This is a genomic window from Ahrensia marina, assembly GCF_001293565.1.
Taxonomy (GTDB): domain Bacteria; phylum Pseudomonadota; class Alphaproteobacteria; order Rhizobiales; family Rhizobiaceae; genus Ahrensia; species Ahrensia marina.
The window spans coordinates 35,202-53,663 of record NZ_JXMU01000002.1 but is presented as its reverse complement, the minus strand read 5'-3'; the positions used below and the strand labels follow the sequence as shown (position 1 = coordinate 53,663).

Sequence of the window (18,462 nt, the reverse complement as noted above, 5' to 3'; positions counted from 1 at the left end):
CATAACGTTGCAGCTCACTAGGAGCAAGGGCTCTAGCGCGCCCTCACCGGCAATCTTGCAACCAGCCGCAAACCAAAGAGAGCGATTACCAAAGTCAGCCAAACAGGATCAACGCGCCGGAACATAAAGCTTTCCAATGCCGCGTTCATTGTTGTGAAAGCAACAATCATAAATAGGAAATCCGAGAGCAGGACATTTTCCTTCAAATTCGGCACACGAAGATAATCGATTATCGGCGCGATCAATGAAAGCCATATAAGCAGCAACATTGCCGGCACGCCCATAATAAGAGCAATATCAAGATAACCATTATGGCCATGCACGATGCCGCGCGGGTCCCATGCACTATCAAATGCTGTCTCTGCATATAAAACCAGATCAGACAGCCAGAAACCGTCATAGCCATATCCAGTCCAAGGCTCGGCAATTAAAAATGGCTTTGAAAACTCCCAAATACTAATACGCCCGGTGAATGTGGTTAGCGGATCAATCGACCGTAATATCGAGTCCAAAGTTTCAGAATAGACGGTACCGATCGTCATTGCATGAGTTGTAAGAACAGCAGCCAAAACAAGAAAAGCAGAAAGTCCCCGCATTCCCGCCAATGTCGGGACCAATACGATTGCAGCGACCGCTGGTGCTACGATGAGCGAAGTTTTTGAACCCGTTTGCGATATGAAGAAGAGAGCCAGCAATGCAATTGCAATACCACTTATCCAGCGCCCACGGCGCATAATATATACGCCTGCAAAAGCAATCACCGCCATAATTGGCCCTGCCAGGTTCTTATGGATATAGATACCGCGCCACAATCCTCCATGCTGTGCCTCTGCTTCATATGATTGGTGGACAGCAGCTTGCGGCCATAAGATGACCCCTGCCAAAGACAAACCAAGAACCAGAAAACAGGCAATTGCCAAGACATTACACAGCTCATCCGCATTGCGTGGCAACAGGACAAAACTTGCAGCAAGAAGCAATGCTATCAATGTAAATGCAACAGCGCGCCGGGCATCTTCGGGGGCTGGAGAAAATATCGTCGAGAAAACCAACAATGCCATGATGAGCAACCAAGGCAGGCTGACATAAGTTAGGGCTACACGCCGGTCAATGGTACTGAGAAGTGTCAGAATGCTCACAGCCAGCAGACCGGTGTAACCCAGCTGGTTAAGTAGTGAACTTTCGATCTCCTCAGAAGAGCCAGCGGCAAAAGGACGAAACGAGATCCAAATCAGTGCAAGTACAGCAAATGCCAAAATCGGGCGAATTGCTGAAGCAACAAACGCGGGCGATACCCGCGGCTGATTAATTCTGTTCTGGATTGCGATATTGTTCATTGGCATAACCAAACTCGGACGCGATGCGCCCCAGTGCAATATGAACCGGATATAGAGAACTCAATACCGAACCGGATCGTACAAATTGAAGCAATGAGCGAAACGGCGAAGCTGCCAGTAACGCGATTGAATGAAGCACAACTTTTACATGTGCCCAACGACTATCTGCACGCCGATGGGCAATCAAGGCCGAAAGCTGCCCATTGCGCAGAGCACGTTTTTGAATCCAATTCCAGGTTACACGGCGCTCTGGAACTGTCTCATATATTTCAGCTTCTGCACACCAGGCAAACTCAAATCCCTTGTCCTTGGCGCGCCGCATCAGGTCGGAATCACCACCGCCGGTAAAATTAAATGCTAGATCGAAATAGGGCTGTGGCATTGAAATCAATGCGTCGCGGCGCACGAGAAGATTGCCCGATGAATACAGAATATCCACCTTGCCGGTTGTTTCATAATGCGGCTTGAATACCTGATGGTTCTTCCACTTTTCATGAACATTGCCTTCGAAAACCGGATGCTGCGGTCCACCGACAAAAGCAACATCAAATTTCTCGGAGGTTGAGCAAAGACCTTCCAGCCAGTGCGGCGCTGCAATCTCATCGTCGTCAATCACAGCAATATATTTCAAGTTTGGAAAATGGGTCAAAGCTGTCAGCCAGCCTGCATTGTAAGCACAACAATTGCCGCGATCATGTGCAATAATCACAAGCCCGTCATATGTGCCATCCATGAAAAACGGCGCACACGCATCAGCACCTTCGTGCGCTTCAGCTTCATTTTCCATTACGATGACCGCAATGTTACGTTCGGTATTTTGAGCGCCGACACTCTGCAACGTCTTGAGAATATGCTCAGGGCGCTTGAACGTCGGTATCGTCACGACAACATCAATTGCACCGCAATCCAAATCCGGTGTCTGGGCTACCAGCGATATGTTATCTGCCAAACGTTGTTTCATTTTCAAGCCTGTTTCCACATGACTACTTATCGTTAACAAGTGCTACAGAAGCGTTAAAACGATGGATATTGATGTTTTTTCGCTGCAATTAAGGGCAGATTCAGAAAACAGTGCTACACGGGCGTTAAATCAAGTCGGGAATAAATATGCATCTGGTTTTCGCATCTTCGCTCGTGCCTTGCGGCGCACCGGAAAGTGGTTTTGATATCGCTAATCATGCTGTTGTCGGCGCGCTGCGCCGCGCAGGTGTGAAAGTCACACATTTTGGTTTTAAGTGGCCAGAAGTTGAACTGGCTGATCCGGAAAATACAGTTTGCCTTGGCGAAATTGATCCTAAGACCGATACGGCATCAACCAAGCAGAAACTACTCTGGCTTGCCAAGGCAATAACTAACAATACCACATTTTCGTCAGCAAAGCTGAAGGTGATCAGCGACCAAGCTTTACAAGCCGCCTTCGCGAAAATTGAAAATGTCGATGGCATTGTCTTGAACGGTGTGCCGCTTGCCGGCGCTTTTGAAACAACGCTCACCGCAAAGCCTTATATTTTCGTGGCACACAATGTTGAGCACATTTCCGCGCAGGCCAATGCTAAAGCAGCCAGCAGTATCATTGAAAAGCTCATGTTCAAGCGCGAGGAAAAACACCTCGAGAAACTTGAAAAACGCCTCGCGAAAAACGCTCAATTCGTACTCACATTTGCAGACGAAGACCGCGGGCCGCTTGGTGTTGACAACGATTCACAATCCCTATGCCTGCCGCTTGTAACCCCTGAAGCAGAAAAGCCCAAAGACGGACGCATTAAAGCATTTGATGTCGGCATGATCGGCACATGGACATGGGCGCCCAACCGTATCGGCCTTGAATGGATGCTTCAGGAAGTGATGCCACACTTACCCGACGGTGTAACTGTAGCTATTGCCGGTAAGCTGCCGAAAGGCTTCCCGCAACGTGATAAACGCGTTCAGTTTCTCGGCCGGGTTCTTAACGCGAAAGACTTTTTGCGCCAGTGCCGCGTTATCGCGCTCACATCGCGGGAAGGAACCGGCGTTCAGTTAAAAACCATCGAAACATTCGAAATGGGTCTTCCAGCCGTTGCCACACAGTCCTCTATCCGGGCGATTGCAAATTTACCCAGCAATGTGCGCGTAGCTGGAACAGGCAAAGAGTTCGCAGCAACCCTTGCCGACCATGTGCTTGATGTCAGAACAAATGTTACTGGCGACATTGACGGCTCGGAATTCCGTCGCTCACAAATTGCCCGCATGGATGAGATCATACAGACAGCCCTCACACATCTGTCTCAGAAGTAATGTCATGCAGCATAACCTGCCAACGCTAGATATAATCGGGACAGAGGTTGCAAATGTCCGTCAGTCCGATGCGCTTTCTTTCATCTACAAACAGCTTGAGACCAATTCTTTCACAGTCATAAATTATCTCAATGCGCATTGCGCCAATGTTGCGCAGCGCGACCAAACTTATCAAAAAGTGCTTGGAGACTGCACCGTTTTACCCGATGGCATTGGCGTCGATGTGGCGGCTAGAATAATCCATGGCAAAAAATTTGAAGCAAATCTAAACGGCACAGACTTTACGCCTTTGGTTCTGACATCGGCACCCAAAACATTGAAAATAGCGCTCTACGGTGCAGCACCGACAATTGCACAAAAAGCAGCCCAAAAACTATCCGCACTCGACACGCGGCATAACATTCGCGTTCTTGGCCATGGTTTTATAAACGATGCTGAGCAAGAAGAAATGCTTGTCGCTCTATCGGATTTTCAACCCGATATTCTGCTTGTAGCACTTGGTGTTCCAAACCAAGAACTTTGGATTCACGAGCATATAAAACCGGAACATTGTACAATTGTTTTTGGTGTTGGTGCGCTGTTTGACTTTCTTGCGAATAATGTGAAGCGCGCACCTGAATGGGCGCGTAATTTAAGAATTGAGTGGATTTATCGCTTGATGCAAGAACCTGCGCGCTTATGGCGTCGCTATATTCTTGGTAACCCGCTTTTTATTCTTCACGTATTGCGATACAAATTTTTTGCCCAACAGCGCAGAAATTATACAAAATGACAAAAACGAATGCCATTATTACCGCGAGCTATGCGCCCGATTTCGAGCGCTGCAAGATTTTATGTGAAAGCATGGATCGCTACGCGACAGGCTATGAATGTCATTATATTCTAGTGGATATGCCCGATGTTCCTCTTTTCAAACAGCTAGAAGGGCCCAACCGCAAAATTGTAACCGAGAAACAATTGCTGCCTTGGTGGATATATCGTGTCCCCAAACTCTTGTCGCCCAAGGGGCGCCGCTTATGGGTCAGCCCCCTTACTGTGCCACTACACGGCTGGCACATTCAGCAAATCAAACGGATCGCAATCGCCTTCTTCCTAAAAGATGACGGTCTTTTGTACTGCGACTCGGATACCGTGTTTGTGAAGCCGTTTAATGTTCGTGACATCTGGCACGGTGATGACTTGCGTTTATGGCGTGAGGTAAAAGGCGCGCTTACTGCCGCAAGCGATCACCTGCACTGGAAAGCACATGCCGGGCGCGCATTGAGCATTCCAGAACCGGAGCAGCCAGACCATAATTATGTCTGCCAATTTGTTACTTGGAAGCGCCAATCTGTTATCGATATGTGCGAACGTATGGAAAGCCGGCATGGCAGGCCCTGGGCATCTGTCATTGGTGCCAGCCGGAAATTTTCCGAGTGTATGATTTACGGCGCCTATGTCGACAGCATTCTGAAAGGTGAAGGCCATCACGAGACTGAAGTTTCTTTATGCCCAATGTGTTGGTTCGATCCTGCGCCAAGTGACGAAGATCTTACCAAGTTCATGCATGATTTGACAGAAGAACAAGTTGCGATTGGTGTTCAATCTTTCATTCCCATGGATCCTGAAAAATTTCGCGAGCTCACTTCTGCATTCAAGCCAACCTAACCGGCGTCAGATACGAATTGCAGGCTTTTTGAGCGATGTGTAGGTGAGCAAAAGCGAGGCCGCATAAAGTACCGCGAAAACGCCATTGATCCAGATCATCCATTCGGCCGGTGTATCATATGTGGCAAGCAACCAGACAAGCAACACCGCTTTTAAAATTCCAAGTATAAAATAATTAAGCAGACGCTGAAAACTTTGGCCGCGACCATAAAGCAGTTCAGCCTGATATTCGATCAGATTACGGAATGCCGGTACCAATAATACAATTGCCATATAGGGCGCGACTTGCGCCACATTGTTTCCAAGCAGGTCAGGCTTGATATGAAGAGCCAAAGCAATGCAGGCAATTGCAGCAACTGAAATGCAAAATACACCTGCCTCAAATCCAACACGCATTTTGATGGAGTTCATCAACTGTGGCTTACGCATCAACCGCTGCGTCAACAAGGTGGAAAATGTACGCACCGGCATCGCCGTCAAGTCGACCAGTCGCATAATAATCGAATAAAGTCCCGCGGCGGTACTGCCGCCTACAGCCAGTACAACCAGCTTATCAAGCTCGTTCTGCACATAAAAGAGAACCTCCGCGCCAGACACAGACAGTGCATCCGGTATCCGCCGTTTATAGAGCTTGGGTACAAAACGTAGTTTCTTACGCGGATAAAAGAGCACTATCGCACTTGCCGCCATAAGAGCTTGCGAAATCAAGTAAATCAGCGCCCATGAACCAAGGTCGGGCTCAGCGCTAAGTGCGAAGAACAGCGCTGCGAGCGCTTTGACCGAGAAGCCAAACACAATCACGATAGAGGCTAAACCAAACTTCTCCAGCCCTTTATTGACATTGATAACGGCCTCCAATGTCCGCCAACAGAGGACTTCCGTTCCCACGATCATTGCAAAAACCACTAATGGCATCAGGCCTGCAAAAAATAGCGCGTGCACACTCCAGCTAATAAGCACAACCAAGGGCAAAGATAGCATCAAAGCCAAAAGATAACCGGCAGTATACACCCCGATTAATCGCGGCTTCACTGTTGCAATCCTATAAAGCGGCGAGAGAAAGCCAAAACCGGCCAAACGCGAAAGCACAATTCCTATAGAAGACGCGGTGGCAAACAAGCCGAATTCCGCAATCGTCAAAGTGTTTGCGACAAGGTAGAAATAGAAAAGCTGTATGAAAAGACGGATGCCGTCACCGGAGAACGCTTTCAGATATTTTACCGCAAGACTGCGCTTACCCTCACCTTCGACAGGTAGAGTTTTAATGTCTTGTGGTGTGATCAAGGTTCTATCCATAGCCAAAACTTAGTTCACAACGATTAAAATGCCGTTTCATTGATTTGTCAGGCTCGCAATTTAGTTTTCTTTTTCAGCTTTGTTCATGCGAATATTAACTATTTGTTTGTCATAAAAATTTAGCGTGCATTTAGAAATTGACCTTCTTCATTTCGAAGATGGCGCATTGGCATGAAATATGTTTGGCAACGGAAACGACGAACAAAAAAAATCGTTACTAATGCTCGCCAATAGCGAGAATGCTGACGCACGCCAGAACAATAGCCGCTCCAATGTTCACGAGCTTCACGCTGACGAAGACCTTCTAAGCAGGCATCGCCGTGCGCGGTCCGCTCGCCGTTCCGCCAAACCAAATGGTTTTCTGGCCGCTTTAGGTATGGAAAAAGAAAAGCCAGCGAAAGAAAATACGAACAAATCTGATTTTGATGACTTAGATAGCCCAAGGCAAGATCATTTAAATTCTCATGACAATTACAGTCATGCGTCCCCCAGCGGCCTGATCGCTGCTTCTTCACAACCTGTCTCCCAAGATTATGATGCGGCTTATGACGCTCCACGGGATGAAGTCTTCAAACCTTTGATTGATCCGATGATCATGATCAGTGCGGTTTGGCGCTGGCGCTGGCCCATCGTAGGCCTGACATTAATTGGCGGGGTTGTAGGTGCTGCTTATGCGCTTAGCATGCCTAAAATTTACAGCGCTTCAACTCAGCTCATTGTTGATCCGCGTCAGGTAAAACTGGTGGACCGTGATTTGACTCCGGAATTTTTGGGCAATGATGCCGCTCTTTCCATTGTCGACAGCCAGCTTGAATCGGTTCTTTCCACGCCGGTTCTCAAGCGGGTCATTACAAAACTAAACCTCGACCAAGATCCCGAATTTTCAGGATCCGGTAATAATGGCATCGCTCTGTTTGACGGCATTGCGTTTGTTCGCTCTCTTTTCAACGGTGAAACTGCCTTAGATACATCAGAGAGAGAAACGCTCATATCACTGCGTGAATCAGTATGGGCAAGCCGAACGCCAAAGACCTTTGTATTTACAATCGGGGCTGATTCTCAATCTCCCAACAAAGCGGCAGAAATCGCGAATGCACTTTCTGAGGCTTTCATCGAAAGTCAGAACGAAAAGCAATCCAACGCAGCAAAACAAGCAAGCAGCGCCTTGGACGGCCAGTTGGGTGAACTACAAGAAGCGGTTGAAAGCGCTGAGCGGCGCGCCGAAGATTTTGCACAAAGCAATAATCTACGGCGTGTTGAAGGGCTGACACTTAGCGATACCAATCTGGTTGCGACCTCCAACCAATTAACAGAAGCACGCGCAGCAACGATTCGTGCAGAAACACTTGCCAATGAAGCACGACAAGTAACATTGAACGATGCAGTCAACGGCGGGTTGCCTGCTGAACTTGCAACAACTGCACTCAGCACACTGCGCTCTCAATATGCCGCACTGGTACAGAACGCCGCGTCTCTTGAAGCAGCGCTTGGACCGCGCCACCCGCGCCTGGAGCAGGCCATAGCAACCCGTGAAGCGGCCAGAGATGAAATAGCTGCCGAACTGAAGCGTATTGTCGCCGGTACGCAAGCTAATTTGCGCCGGGCGGTTCAAAACGAGCAGGAAATTGCCGTCTCACTGGCACGTGCAAAGTCTGAAGCCGGTCAGGACGGTGATGCGCTTATTAAATTGCGTGAGCTGGAAGCAGAGATTGCCGCTGCGCGTACAGTCTATCAAAATGCATTATTGCGTTCACGCGAAACCAATCAGCTCAGTGAATTGAGCAGTGTTAATGTCAGTGTCTTGGCAGAAGCTGATGCGCCATCCTCACCGTCATCCACTTCGCGCAAGATTATCACGGCAGGCGGCATGATGGGTGGGTTCATGCTCGGCTTGGGCCTTGCCTTTATCGCCGGCCTTCGTGACAATTTCACATCTAACGGCTCTCCTCGAAGCCCGTCTCCATCAACCCCTCGCGGCGGCAGCCGGTCAAAGCGCACGAAACGTAACGAGACATATCAGCAGGGTTTATCGCCTGCGCGTCCAACTCAAAATTCATCTCTCACAGCTTCAGCGGAAAGCGAGAAAAACATGTATCCAGGAGCGCCTTACTATCCTTACGCGGCTGCGCAACAACCTGATGCGCAAACGCCTTCCATGCAACAACAGCAACCGCAAATGCCTTCCTATGTACCTATGCAGCCGCATGGATATCCTGCCTATGGTCACCCGCCACATGTACAGGTCCAGCCAATGCAACCGCCTCAAACGCAGGCCGGTTATGGGCATTATTATCCGCAGCAAGCGCCGATGCCACAATATCAACCTCACCCGCATATGGGCGGCGGATATCCGGCACAGCCACCACAGCAGCCAATGATGCAACCTGCTCCGCATTATCCGCCCATGCAGCAATGGCAACAACCACCGGCCCCGCAACAGCCTTATCCGGTTCAGCAAACCCATGAAGATGCTGAAATGGAAGAATTGCGTCAATCTGTACAAGACATCCGCGATGTCGTTGACCAGCTCGCACAAAGACAGGGCACCAAACGCCGTTTCGGCTAGAACTCTGCGTCCAGCTGTGTAAAAAGCGCCATAAGAAGGCGCGACCGTGATGTCGAAGCAATTTCGTTTCCGTCAAGGTCGCGCCAAATCTACTTACAGGGTGCATAATCATGGCAGAAATTATTGATGGTAAAGCAGTGGCCGCCGATGTTACGGCAAAAGTGAAAGTCGCCGCCGATGCGCTTTTAGAAAAAGCGAACGTCCAGACTGGACTTGCCGTTGTCATTGTCGGCGAGGACCCTGCATCAAAAGTCTATGTCGCCAATAAGGGCCGCACCGCAAAGGCCTGCGGATTTCACTCTGTTGAACACACGCTTCCCGAAGACACATCTGAACAAGAACTTGTAGATCTTGTAGAATGCCTGAACGACGATCCATCAATTCACGGCATTCTTGTGCAGCTACCGTTGCCAAAACATATTGACGACGGGCGTATCATCCAAACCATTTCACCTGAGAAAGACGTAGACGGATTTCATTTTATCAATGTCGGGAAGCTTGGTACCGGCGAAACCGACACGGCTTTTGTACCATGTACGCCTGCCGGTTCCATGCTGTTGATCGAGCGTGTGCTCGGCAAAGACTTATCCGGTAAGACCGCTGTTGTTGTCGGCCGCTCAAATATTGTCGGCAAGCCGATGTTTAATTTGTTGCTTGCCGCGAATGCGACAGTCACAGTTGCCCATTCGCGAACACAGAATTTGGAAGCGCTTTGCAAGACAGCTGATATTCTGATCGCAGCCGTTGGCCGCCCTCAAATGATCAAGGGGGACTGGGTAAAACCGGGCGCCGTGCTTATCGATGTGGGGATCAACCGTATTGACGCGCCTGAAAAAGGTGAAGGTAAAACCCGCCTCGTGGGTGATGCTGATTTTGAAAGCTGCCAGACCGTTGCTGGTGCGATCACCCCTGTGCCAGGCGGCGTCGGCCCCATGACGATTGCCATGCTGATGGCAAATGCTGTGACTTCAGCTTACCGAAGCGCTGGCGAGGAAGCGCCTAGTTTCTAGCGCTCCTGACTCAAAGTTCTTAAAGCCGTATCGATTTCGGTGCGGCTTTTTTTGCTGAGTTTTCGTTACCCGAAAACACTCGCGCCTTCATCGGCATGACCGGCCACACGGCGAAATGTTTCAAACAGTTCACGCCCCATACCGTGTGTATTGGCAGACAAGTCAGCTGATGCTTGCTCTCGTACTGCCAATGTCGCCTCATCCAGAAGAACTTCCAGCGTTCCTTCATTCGCATCAAGGCGCACGATATCGCCTTCCTGAATTTTACCAATAACACCGCCATCAAGGGCTTCCGGTGTTACATGAATCGCCGCCGGAATCTTGCCTGATGCGCCCGACATACGGCCATCGGTAACAAGAGCAACTTTCAAACCGCGCTGCTGGAGAATACCAAGTGTCGGCGTTAATTTATGCAGTTCCGGCATGCCGTTCGCTTTAGGTCCGTTAAAGCGAATGACTGCGATAAAATCTTCTGTCAGTTCACCAGCCTGAAATGCGGCCTGCATTTCATTTTGGTCATGGAATATGCGCGCAGGCGCTTCTACGACACGGTGCTCTTCTTTAACGGCTGAGGTTTTAATGACCGCTCGGCCAATATTACCCGAAAGCATTTTCAAGCCGCCTGTCTTCTGAAAAGCTTTGTCAAAAGGTGCCAGCACCTTTTCATTACCAGATTTTTCTGGAGATTTGTGGCGCTCGACACCGCCTTTTCCGTCAAGCTTGGCTTCAACCATGTAATCATCCATACCGTGTCCGTAGACCGTATGAACATCGCGGTGAAGCATGCCATTATCCGCCAATTCACGAATAAGAAAGCCTAGTCCGCCGGCGGCTTCAAAATGGTTCACATCAGCCAGACCATTTGGATACACACGGGCTAGCAAAGGCGTAACATCAGAAAGGTCAGAAATGTCGGCCCAATTAATTTTAATGCCTGCTGCCGCTGCCATCGCAACCAGATGCATTGTGTGATTGGTTGAGCCACCTGTTGCGTGAAGACCGATAATGCCGTTCACAATAGAACGTTCATCAATCATTTCACCAACCGGTGTAAATTCATTACCAAGCGCCGTGATTGCCAGTGCTCGTTTTGCGGCCTCTTTTGTCAACGCGTCGCGCAGCTCAGTGCCAGGATTGATAAAACTTGCTCCCGGCATGTGAAGGCCCATGATTTCCATAAGCATCTGGTTTGAATTGGCCGTGCCGTAAAAGGTACAGGTGCCCGGTCCGTGGTAGGATTTGCTTTCTGATTCCAGCAATTCCTTTCGTCCGACTTTACCTTCCGCATAAAGTTGGCGGATTTCCGCTTTTTCATCATTTGACTGACCGGTTGTCATCGGACCGGCAGGAACAAAGATTGCAGGCAAATGCCCGAAGGTCAGTGCAGCAATGGTAAGGCCAGGCACAATTTTATCGCAAACACCAAGGTAAACCGCTGCATCAAACATATCATGAGACAGCCCGACCGCAGCCGCCATGGCAATAACATCGCGTGAGAACAACGATAATTCCATGCCCGCCTGCCCCTGTGTCACACCATCACACATAGCCGGTACACCGCCTGCAACCTGCGCTACACCACCTGCCTCACGCGCCGCTTCTTTAATAAGTGCAGGAAAGGTCTCAAATGGCTGATGCGCAGAAAGCATGTCATTATAAGCGGTGATAATGCCCAGATTGGCGACTTCATCACCTTTCAGATTTTCCTTGTCGCTGACACCGCAAGCCGCAAAGCCATGGGCTAAATTTCCGCATGAAAGCGTGGAACGTTTTGGTCCTTTGGACGCCCGATCCTGCAAACGGCCCAGATAAGTTTCACGCATTGGTTTCGAGCGTTCAATAATCCGGTTGGTTACCGCCGCAACAGTTTCATTCACATCAAATTTTGTCATTTTTGCCCCACTTTGAGGTTGCAATTATGGTGCCCAGAATACTTTCACAGGCTCAGGTGCTTTTTTAACGACACAGGCGATTGGCATTTGTAACGGGTCTTTAAGACCAAGAGCCCTCTTCAGCACATCGGCTTTTTCCTGTCCCTCAATATGAAGAGCCAGAAAGCGTGATGACTGCACAACCGGCATCGTCAATGTCAGGCGCGGCTCTCCAGCGCCTTCGGCAAGCATCGATAAAACCTGCCTACTGCCTTGCATATCGAGTGCTTCTTCCAAATGGTTTCCACCCGGGAAAAATGAAGCCGTGTGGCCATCAGTTCCCATTCCAAGGATGGTAACATCAATATGTTCGAGCGAAGGTGCGAGTTGCTGTTCGCTCTTTTCCGCACATTCAGCGGCATCACACCCATCCGTCACATAGGGCAGAAAATGTGCTGCTGCAGCATTATCTTGCAGCAAAAATTCGGCAATTAGTTTGGCGTTTGCACGGTCATTGTCCGGTGGCACAATACGCTCATCCACCAGCATCACCGTCACATTTTTCCAATCAATATCGCATTGCGACAATTTCTTGAAAAAGAGTTTTGGCGTTGAGCCACCCGATACGACAAGCGTAGCTGTTCCACGCTCTGCAATTCCACCTGCCAAAATACCCGCAACAGACAACGCCAAAGCTTCGGCCAATGCATCGCGGGTCGCATATGATTGAAGATCAATATCTGGATCAGTTGGTACTATCGAATCAGCTTTCATGCCACGTGCGTCCATCGCGCTCGATTAGGGCTATTGAAGACGAAGGCCCCCATGTGCCGGAAGTGTATTTCTGTGCCGGTTGCTCGGTGCTCTCCCAAGATTTCAAAATCGGGTCGATCCAGTTCCAAGCCGCTTCAACCTCATCACGGCGCATAAACAACGTCTGGTTGCCGCGAATAACATCCATGATCAGCCGTTCATATGCATCCGGATTGCGCACATTGAAACTTTCAGCAAAGCTCATATCCAGTGGAACGTGACGCAGGCGCATACCGCCAGGGCCGGGATCTTTGATCATAATCCACTGCTTTACGCCCTCATCCGGCTGAAGGCGAATAACGAGATTATTTGACTGCATACCGGTACCGGCTTCACCAAAAATGGAATGTGGCACCTCTTTAAAGGCGATTACAATTTCAGAAACCCGTGTCGACAATCGCTTGCCGGTGCGCAAATAAAACGGCACGCCCGCCCAGCGCCAGTTACCAATTTCCGCTTTTATCGCAACGAAGGTTTCAGTGTTGCTTGCAGCGCCAAGCTCTTCAACATAACCGTCCACAGGTCCGCCACTTGATGCGCCGGGGCCATATTGTCCGCGAACGGTAAGCTTTGATGCATTTGCTTCTTCAATAGGCGTGAGACTGCGTAAGACCTTGAGCTTTTCGTCCCGCACTGCATTTGCATCCATTGACGCAGGCGGCTCCATAGCCACAAGGCACAGCAATTGAAGCAAATGGTTCTGCACCATATCACGCAATGCGCCAGCGCGGTCATAATAGTCAACGCGGCCCTCAAGCCCCACCGATTCAGCAACTGTAATTTGCACATGGTCAATATGAGCCGAATTCCATAGTGGCTCGTAAAGCGCATTGGCAAAACGCAGCGCCATCAGGTTTTGAACCGTCTCCTTGCCTAAATAGTGATCGATACGGAAAATCTGATATTCCTTGAACACCTGCCCCAGCGTGTCATTTAACTCCATGGCCGATTCAAGATCACGGCCAATCGGTTTTTCGACGATAATACGCGTTTCGTCGGTGATGAGCCCGTTATCCCGCAATCGGGAAGCGATATCTCCAAACAAAGATGGTCCGACGGCCAGATAGTAAGCCCGCTTTTTCGTGTCAGCATTACCGATAGTGTCGCGCAAGACGTCCCATCCGCGGTCAGACTTGGCATCAACGGACACATAGTCCAGCTTGCTCAGAAACAGTTTTACCTGCTCGTCATCAAGTTCTTCTTTTACATGCTCTTTAAGTGCAGCCAGCGCAAAGTCCTGATATTCGGCTTTTGTCATCTCTGAACGCGATGCGCCGATAATCCTTGTCGGCTCAGTCATCTGGCCATCTTTCTGGCGATGATAGAGAGCCGGCAACAATTTGCGCTCAGCGAGATCGCCCGTACCGCCAAAAACGATACAGTCAAACGGGTCAACCGGAATAATCTGACTCGACATTACTTTGCCTCCAAATGTTATAAACCCTATAATCTAATCGATTTAAAAAAGCCAGTGCATCGACGAAACTTCAATAAATTAATCGCGGCGGGCCCGCTCAGCCTTAGCTACACCGGCGCACACAGGAACAGACAAATGTGAATATACAGCTTAATGCAAATAATTCGCATTAGCTTTTTATTGCAAATAGTTCGCATTACCATTACAAGGGGATTAGAAAGTCTATTTACTCGTTCAACCGGAGTCTAGAAATGCAGTTCTCGTTATCTCGCTTTACGCTTTTTGCAGTCACACTTGCTGCCACATCGGCGCTGACACTGACCGCATATGCACAGGACAAGAAATTCAAAGCGGTTACGACCTTCACCGTCATTGCCGACATGGCTAAAAACGTTGCCGGTGATGCGGCGGAAGTTGTTTCGATAACAAAACCAGGCGCAGAAATTCACGGCTATGAACCAACACCGCGTGACATTGTGCGCGCAAGCGATGCCGACCTGATTTTACGGAACGGTCTAAATTTGGAGATCTGGTTCGAACAATTTCTCAATAATCTTGGCGAGGTGCCGTCTGTCACCTTAACTGAAGGCATTAAACCAATCCCCATCGCTGAAGGCTCATATGAAGGCAAAGCCAATCCGCATGCATGGATGGGTGCCGATAACGCTCTTGTCTATATTGATAATATTGCAGCGGCATTTGCGAAATATGATCCTGAAAATGCCGATACCTATATAGCCAATGCCGAAACCTATATGAATGAGGTGCGCGCAACACTTGATCCGCTGCGCGAGCAAATTGCAGCCATTCCCGAAGACAAACGCTGGCTTGTAACCTGCGAAGGTGCGTTTAGCTATCTTGCAAAGGATTTTGGCCTTAAAGAACTTTACCTTTGGCCCATGAACGCCGACCAAATCGGAACACCGCAACAAGTTCGCAGTGTCATTGATGGTGTTCGGAAAAACGACATACCCGTTGTTTTCTGTGAAAGCACCGTCAATACCTCTCCGGCAGAGCAGGTCGCGCGTGAAACAGGCGCCACCTATGGCGGCGTTCTTTATGTTGACAGCTTAAGCGAGCCTGATGGCCCGGTGCCAACCTATCTTGATCTGTTGCGCGTGACATCAGAAACTGTTGTCGATGGCCTGACAAACAATCTGAACTAAGTTACTTATTGATGCATATGCCTCCGTTAATCCTAACGGAGGCAAAGAGGACGCAAAATGCTGAAGACAGCACCATCTGACTCTGCCATGCCTGACAATGACGATATGAGCGCCGAAGGGGCGGCAGGCGGAATATATGCCCGCGATTTAACAGTGACATACCGCAATGGACACACCGCGCTCCACCACACGAATTTTGAAATTCCGCGCGGCACAATCACCGCACTCGTGGGCGTCAATGGAGCAGGAAAGTCGACACTTTTCAAGGCGATTATGGGCTTTATACCGACAGCAGCCGGTGAAATCCGCCTGCTTGGAAAAACCGTAAAAGAAGCACTTAGAAAAAATCTTGTCGCTTATGTCCCCCAGTCTGAAGAAGTCGACTGGGGGTTTCCGGTTCTGGTCGAAGATGTCGTCATGATGGGGCGGTACGGTCATATGGGCTTTTTAAGACGCCCAAAGCAAAAAGACCGCGATGCCGTTAATGAGGCCCTAAGGCGCGTCAATATGCTTGGCTTTAAACACCGGCAGATAGGTGAACTTTCCGGCGGACAGCGCAAGCGTGTTTTTCTGGCGCGCGCGCTTGCCCAAGACGGGCAGGTTATTTTGCTGGACGAACCGTTCACGGGTGTGGACGTAAAGACCGAAGATCAAATCATTTCCTTGTTGCGTGAGCTACGCGATGAAGGTCGCGTTATGCTTGTTTCAACGCATAATCTCGGCTCCGTACCGGAGTTTTGCGACCGCACCATACTGGTCAAAGGCACCGTACTTACCTATGGCACAACCGAAGAAACCTTCACCCATGATAATCTAGAAAAAGCATTTGGCGGTGTGCTTCGCCACTTCACGCTTGGCGGCACCGATCTGCACGACGATGATGATCCGCGCGAAATTCGCATTATTACGGATGATGAACGTCCATTTGTGCATTATGGCGAACGGGACAGCGAGAGCGACAAGTCATGATTCAAATGCTGCTGGAACCGTTCACCTATAATTACATGTTTACTGCGATGTGGGTCTCCGCACTTGTTGGCGGTGTTTGCGCATTTCTATCCTGCTACCTGATGCTCAAAGGATGGTCGCTGATCGGCGACGCGCTTTCCCACTCTGTTGTTCCGGGTGTGGCAGGTGCTTATATTCTTGGCCTGCCATTTGCGCTTGGCGCGTTTATTGCCGGTGGTCTGGCTGCCGGCGCGATGTTGTTTTTATCTGAGCGTTCAGGCCTCAAGATTGATGTGATTATCGGGATTATCTTCACCTCTTTTTTCGGGTTGGGGCTTTTCATGATTTCCATTTTCCCGACGTCGGTCAGCATACAGACAATTATTATGGGCAATATTCTTGCGATCACGCCCAGCGATACACTGCAATTGGGGATTATCGGCTTTGTGTGCATGATTGTTCTGTTGGCTAAATGGAAAGACCTGATGGTCGTGTTCTTTGATGAAAACCACGCGCGCACCATCGGGTTGAAACCAGAGCTTCTACGCGCAGTTTTCTTCATGTTACTGTCGGCAGCAATTGTTGCCGCCATGATCACGGTCGGCGCTTTTCTCGTGATCGCCATGGTCGTAACGCCCGGCGCAACAGCCTATCTTTTGAGCGACCGTTTTCCTCGTGTGATCACCATTTCAGTTTTTGTCGGCACCGTCACAAGCTTTGTCGGTGCTTATATAAGCTACTTTCTTGACGGAGCGACGGGAGGCATCATTGTCACCTTACAAACGATTATCTTCCTGATTGCATTTGTTTTTGCGCCCAAGCACGGGCTTCTGGCAGCGAAGCGGAAAGCAAAGCAGGCCCTTCTTGCGCCTGCTAAGACCAAGGTTCAGCCATGATTGATATTATTTTGCAGCCGTTCCAGTTCCCATTCATGCAAAATGCGTTTCTGATCGCGTTGCTTGTTGCGCCGCCAACGGCACTTTTATCGTGCTTTCTGGTTCTCAAGGGCTGGGCCCTGATGGGTGATGCCGTTAGCCATGCCGTTTTACCCGGTGTTGTGCTCGCATGGATTACCGGCATTCCGCTTATCATCGGCGCTTTTATCGCTGGCATGGGCTGCACATTGCTTACCGGTTATCTGTCACATAACAGCAGAGTCAAACAGGACACTGTCATGGGTGTTGTTTTTTCCGGCATGTTCGCCGTTGGCATTATCCTATACACGTCAATCACCACCAATGAGCATTTGGACCATGTTCTTTTCGGCAATATGCTGGGTATTGGCACTCAGGATTTATGGACTGCCGGTCTTATCTCGCTTGGATCATGTGCGTTTTTGATCCTGAAATGGAAAGATCTTTTGCTGCATGCGTTTGATCCTGCGCAGGCGCAGGCAAGCGGCCTTAACACGTCGCTTCTGCACTACGGGCTGCTATCTATCCTGTCCTTGTGCATTGTTGCAACATTGGCAGCCACCGGCCTTATTCTGGCGATCGCGCTTCTTGTTACGCCTGGCGCTATTGCCTTTTTAACGGTGCGCAGTTTTGGGCCAATGTTGATCATTTCCGTGGCGGTTTGCCTGCTCTCAATGCTGGCAGGCACATATCTCAGCTTCTTTTTGGATAGTGCGCCCGCAGCAACGATAGTGCTGGTTCTGACGGCGGTTTTTATAGTCGCATTTGTCCGCCGCTTGCACATTACGCACAAAACGTCGCAGCAAAAAGCAAGTTTGGCCTCCGGAACAAGATGATGGCAGTAGTAGTCAATGAACAGCAAGCTGACGCAATTATCGCTCAGTATCGTGCAGATAATCCTGAGTTTTGGCGCGAGTTAGAACGCCACCAGCGGTTTTGGGCGATATTGTGGGATGAAGACCTGCCTCGGCCTGAAGATATTCCAACTCGCGAACTAAGGAATTTACGAGAATTTCAATAAACTAATGAAGTTCTGTCGCGAGATTCATGTTTTTGGAGATGTTAGCCCCGGTGAAGAGCCTTTAGAAGATGTCGATGACACTTGCCGTTTTATCAAACAAAGGATTGAGGACCTTTTACTTGCTGGAGCGAAGAAAGAGGTGAAAAACCTTTAAGCGATTGTTTGAAGCAATTCCGAACACA

General features: G+C 49.4%; 16 protein-coding genes. 10 read left to right on the top strand and 6 right to left on the bottom strand.

Annotated elements, in window-relative coordinates; translation table 11 throughout:
• Positions 1-32: 32 nt before the first annotated feature.
• Both SU32_RS01765 and SU32_RS01760 read right to left on the bottom strand, forming a co-directional pair.
• Positions 33-1,337: an O-antigen ligase family protein gene (locus SU32_RS01765; RefSeq protein ID WP_053997612.1), complete on the bottom strand. Its 1,305-nt coding sequence runs from the start codon at positions 1,335-1,337 to the stop codon at positions 33-35.
• Positions 1,306-2,298 (bottom strand): glycosyltransferase family 2 protein, encoded by a 993-nt coding sequence (locus SU32_RS01760; RefSeq protein WP_053997611.1) that lies wholly within the window; start codon positions 2,296-2,298, stop codon positions 1,306-1,308. Before SU32_RS01760 ends, SU32_RS01765 begins: the two co-directional genes overlap by 32 nt.
• 146 nt (positions 2,299-2,444) lie before the next feature.
• Here SU32_RS01760 and SU32_RS01755 point away from each other — a divergent pair, with 146 nt between their 5' ends.
• Genes SU32_RS01755 through SU32_RS01745 form a run of 3 tightly spaced genes read left to right on the top strand, consistent with a single transcriptional unit; the run spans position 2,445 to position 5,258 of the window.
• Complete coding sequence (locus tag SU32_RS01755) at positions 2,445-3,611, top strand: glycosyltransferase (RefSeq protein ID WP_053997610.1); 1,167 nt, start codon at positions 2,445-2,447, stop codon at positions 3,609-3,611.
• A gap of 4 nt (positions 3,612-3,615) precedes the next feature.
• A complete protein-coding gene (locus tag SU32_RS01750) occupies positions 3,616-4,383 on the top strand; it encodes a WecB/TagA/CpsF family glycosyltransferase (RefSeq protein WP_053997609.1) in 768 nt (255 codons plus the stop codon).
• A complete protein-coding gene (locus SU32_RS01745; RefSeq protein WP_053997608.1) occupies positions 4,380-5,258 on the top strand; it encodes a DUF6492 family protein in 879 nt (292 codons plus the stop codon). Before SU32_RS01750 ends, SU32_RS01745 begins: the two co-directional genes overlap by 4 nt.
• A 6-nt stretch (positions 5,259-5,264) precedes the next feature.
• Here the strand turns inward: SU32_RS01745 and SU32_RS01740 are convergent, their stop codons facing one another.
• Complete coding sequence (locus SU32_RS01740; RefSeq protein ID WP_245625472.1) at positions 5,265-6,542, bottom strand: lipopolysaccharide biosynthesis protein; 1,278 nt, start codon at positions 6,540-6,542, stop codon at positions 5,265-5,267.
• Between the two features lie 190 nt (positions 6,543-6,732).
• Between SU32_RS01740 and SU32_RS01735 the strand changes: the two genes are divergently transcribed.
• Positions 6,733-9,120 carry a GumC family protein gene (locus SU32_RS01735; RefSeq protein WP_053997606.1) on the top strand — a complete coding sequence of 796 codons (2,388 nt, stop codon included), beginning with the start codon at positions 6,733-6,735 and terminating at the stop codon, positions 9,118-9,120.
• Between the two features lie 110 nt (positions 9,121-9,230).
• Positions 9,231-10,130: a bifunctional methylenetetrahydrofolate dehydrogenase/methenyltetrahydrofolate cyclohydrolase FolD gene (folD, locus tag SU32_RS01730; RefSeq protein WP_053997605.1), complete on the top strand. Its 900-nt coding sequence runs from the start codon at positions 9,231-9,233 to the stop codon at positions 10,128-10,130.
• Positions 10,131-10,195: 65 nt separating this feature from the next.
• On the opposite strand, the gene edd is transcribed toward folD, so the two are convergent.
• Genes edd through zwf form a run of 3 tightly spaced genes read right to left on the bottom strand, consistent with a single transcriptional unit; the run spans position 10,196 to position 14,231 of the window.
• Positions 10,196-12,022, bottom strand: a complete 1,827-nt coding sequence (gene edd, locus SU32_RS01725; RefSeq protein ID WP_053997604.1) for a phosphogluconate dehydratase — start codon at positions 12,020-12,022, stop codon at positions 10,196-10,198.
• Between the two features lie 24 nt (positions 12,023-12,046).
• A complete protein-coding gene (gene pgl / locus SU32_RS01720) occupies positions 12,047-12,775 on the bottom strand; it encodes a 6-phosphogluconolactonase (RefSeq protein ID WP_082376327.1) in 729 nt (242 codons plus the stop codon).
• The gene (gene zwf, locus SU32_RS01715) at positions 12,765-14,231 is read right to left on the bottom strand and encodes a glucose-6-phosphate dehydrogenase (protein WP_053997603.1); all 1,467 of its coding nucleotides are present in this window, start codon (positions 14,229-14,231) and stop codon (positions 12,765-12,767) included. The genes pgl and zwf overlap by 11 nt, the downstream gene beginning before the upstream one ends.
• A gap of 251 nt (positions 14,232-14,482) precedes the next feature.
• Between zwf and SU32_RS01710 the strand changes: the two genes are divergently transcribed.
• The 5 genes from SU32_RS01710 to SU32_RS01690 all read left to right on the top strand — a co-directional run bounded on the left by SU32_RS01710 (position 14,483) and on the right by SU32_RS01690 (position 18,280).
• Positions 14,483-15,397, top strand: coding sequence for a metal ABC transporter substrate-binding protein (locus SU32_RS01710; RefSeq protein ID WP_053997602.1), 915 nt, complete (start codon positions 14,483-14,485; stop codon positions 15,395-15,397).
• A 105-nt stretch (positions 15,398-15,502) separates the two neighbouring features.
• Complete coding sequence (locus tag SU32_RS01705) at positions 15,503-16,366, top strand: manganese/iron ABC transporter ATP-binding protein (RefSeq protein WP_053997814.1); 864 nt, start codon at positions 15,503-15,505, stop codon at positions 16,364-16,366.
• Positions 16,363-17,241, top strand: a complete 879-nt coding sequence (locus tag SU32_RS01700) for a metal ABC transporter permease (RefSeq protein ID WP_053997601.1) — start codon at positions 16,363-16,365, stop codon at positions 17,239-17,241. Before SU32_RS01705 ends, SU32_RS01700 begins: the two co-directional genes overlap by 4 nt.
• Positions 17,238-18,095, top strand: coding sequence for a metal ABC transporter permease (locus SU32_RS01695; RefSeq protein WP_053997600.1), 858 nt, complete (start codon positions 17,238-17,240; stop codon positions 18,093-18,095). Before SU32_RS01700 ends, SU32_RS01695 begins: the two co-directional genes overlap by 4 nt.
• On the top strand, positions 18,092-18,280 hold the full coding sequence (locus tag SU32_RS01690; protein ID WP_144421002.1) for a hypothetical protein: 189 nt from the start codon (positions 18,092-18,094) through the stop codon (positions 18,278-18,280). The genes SU32_RS01695 and SU32_RS01690 overlap by 4 nt, the downstream gene beginning before the upstream one ends.
• Positions 18,281-18,462: the final 182 nt, after the last annotated feature.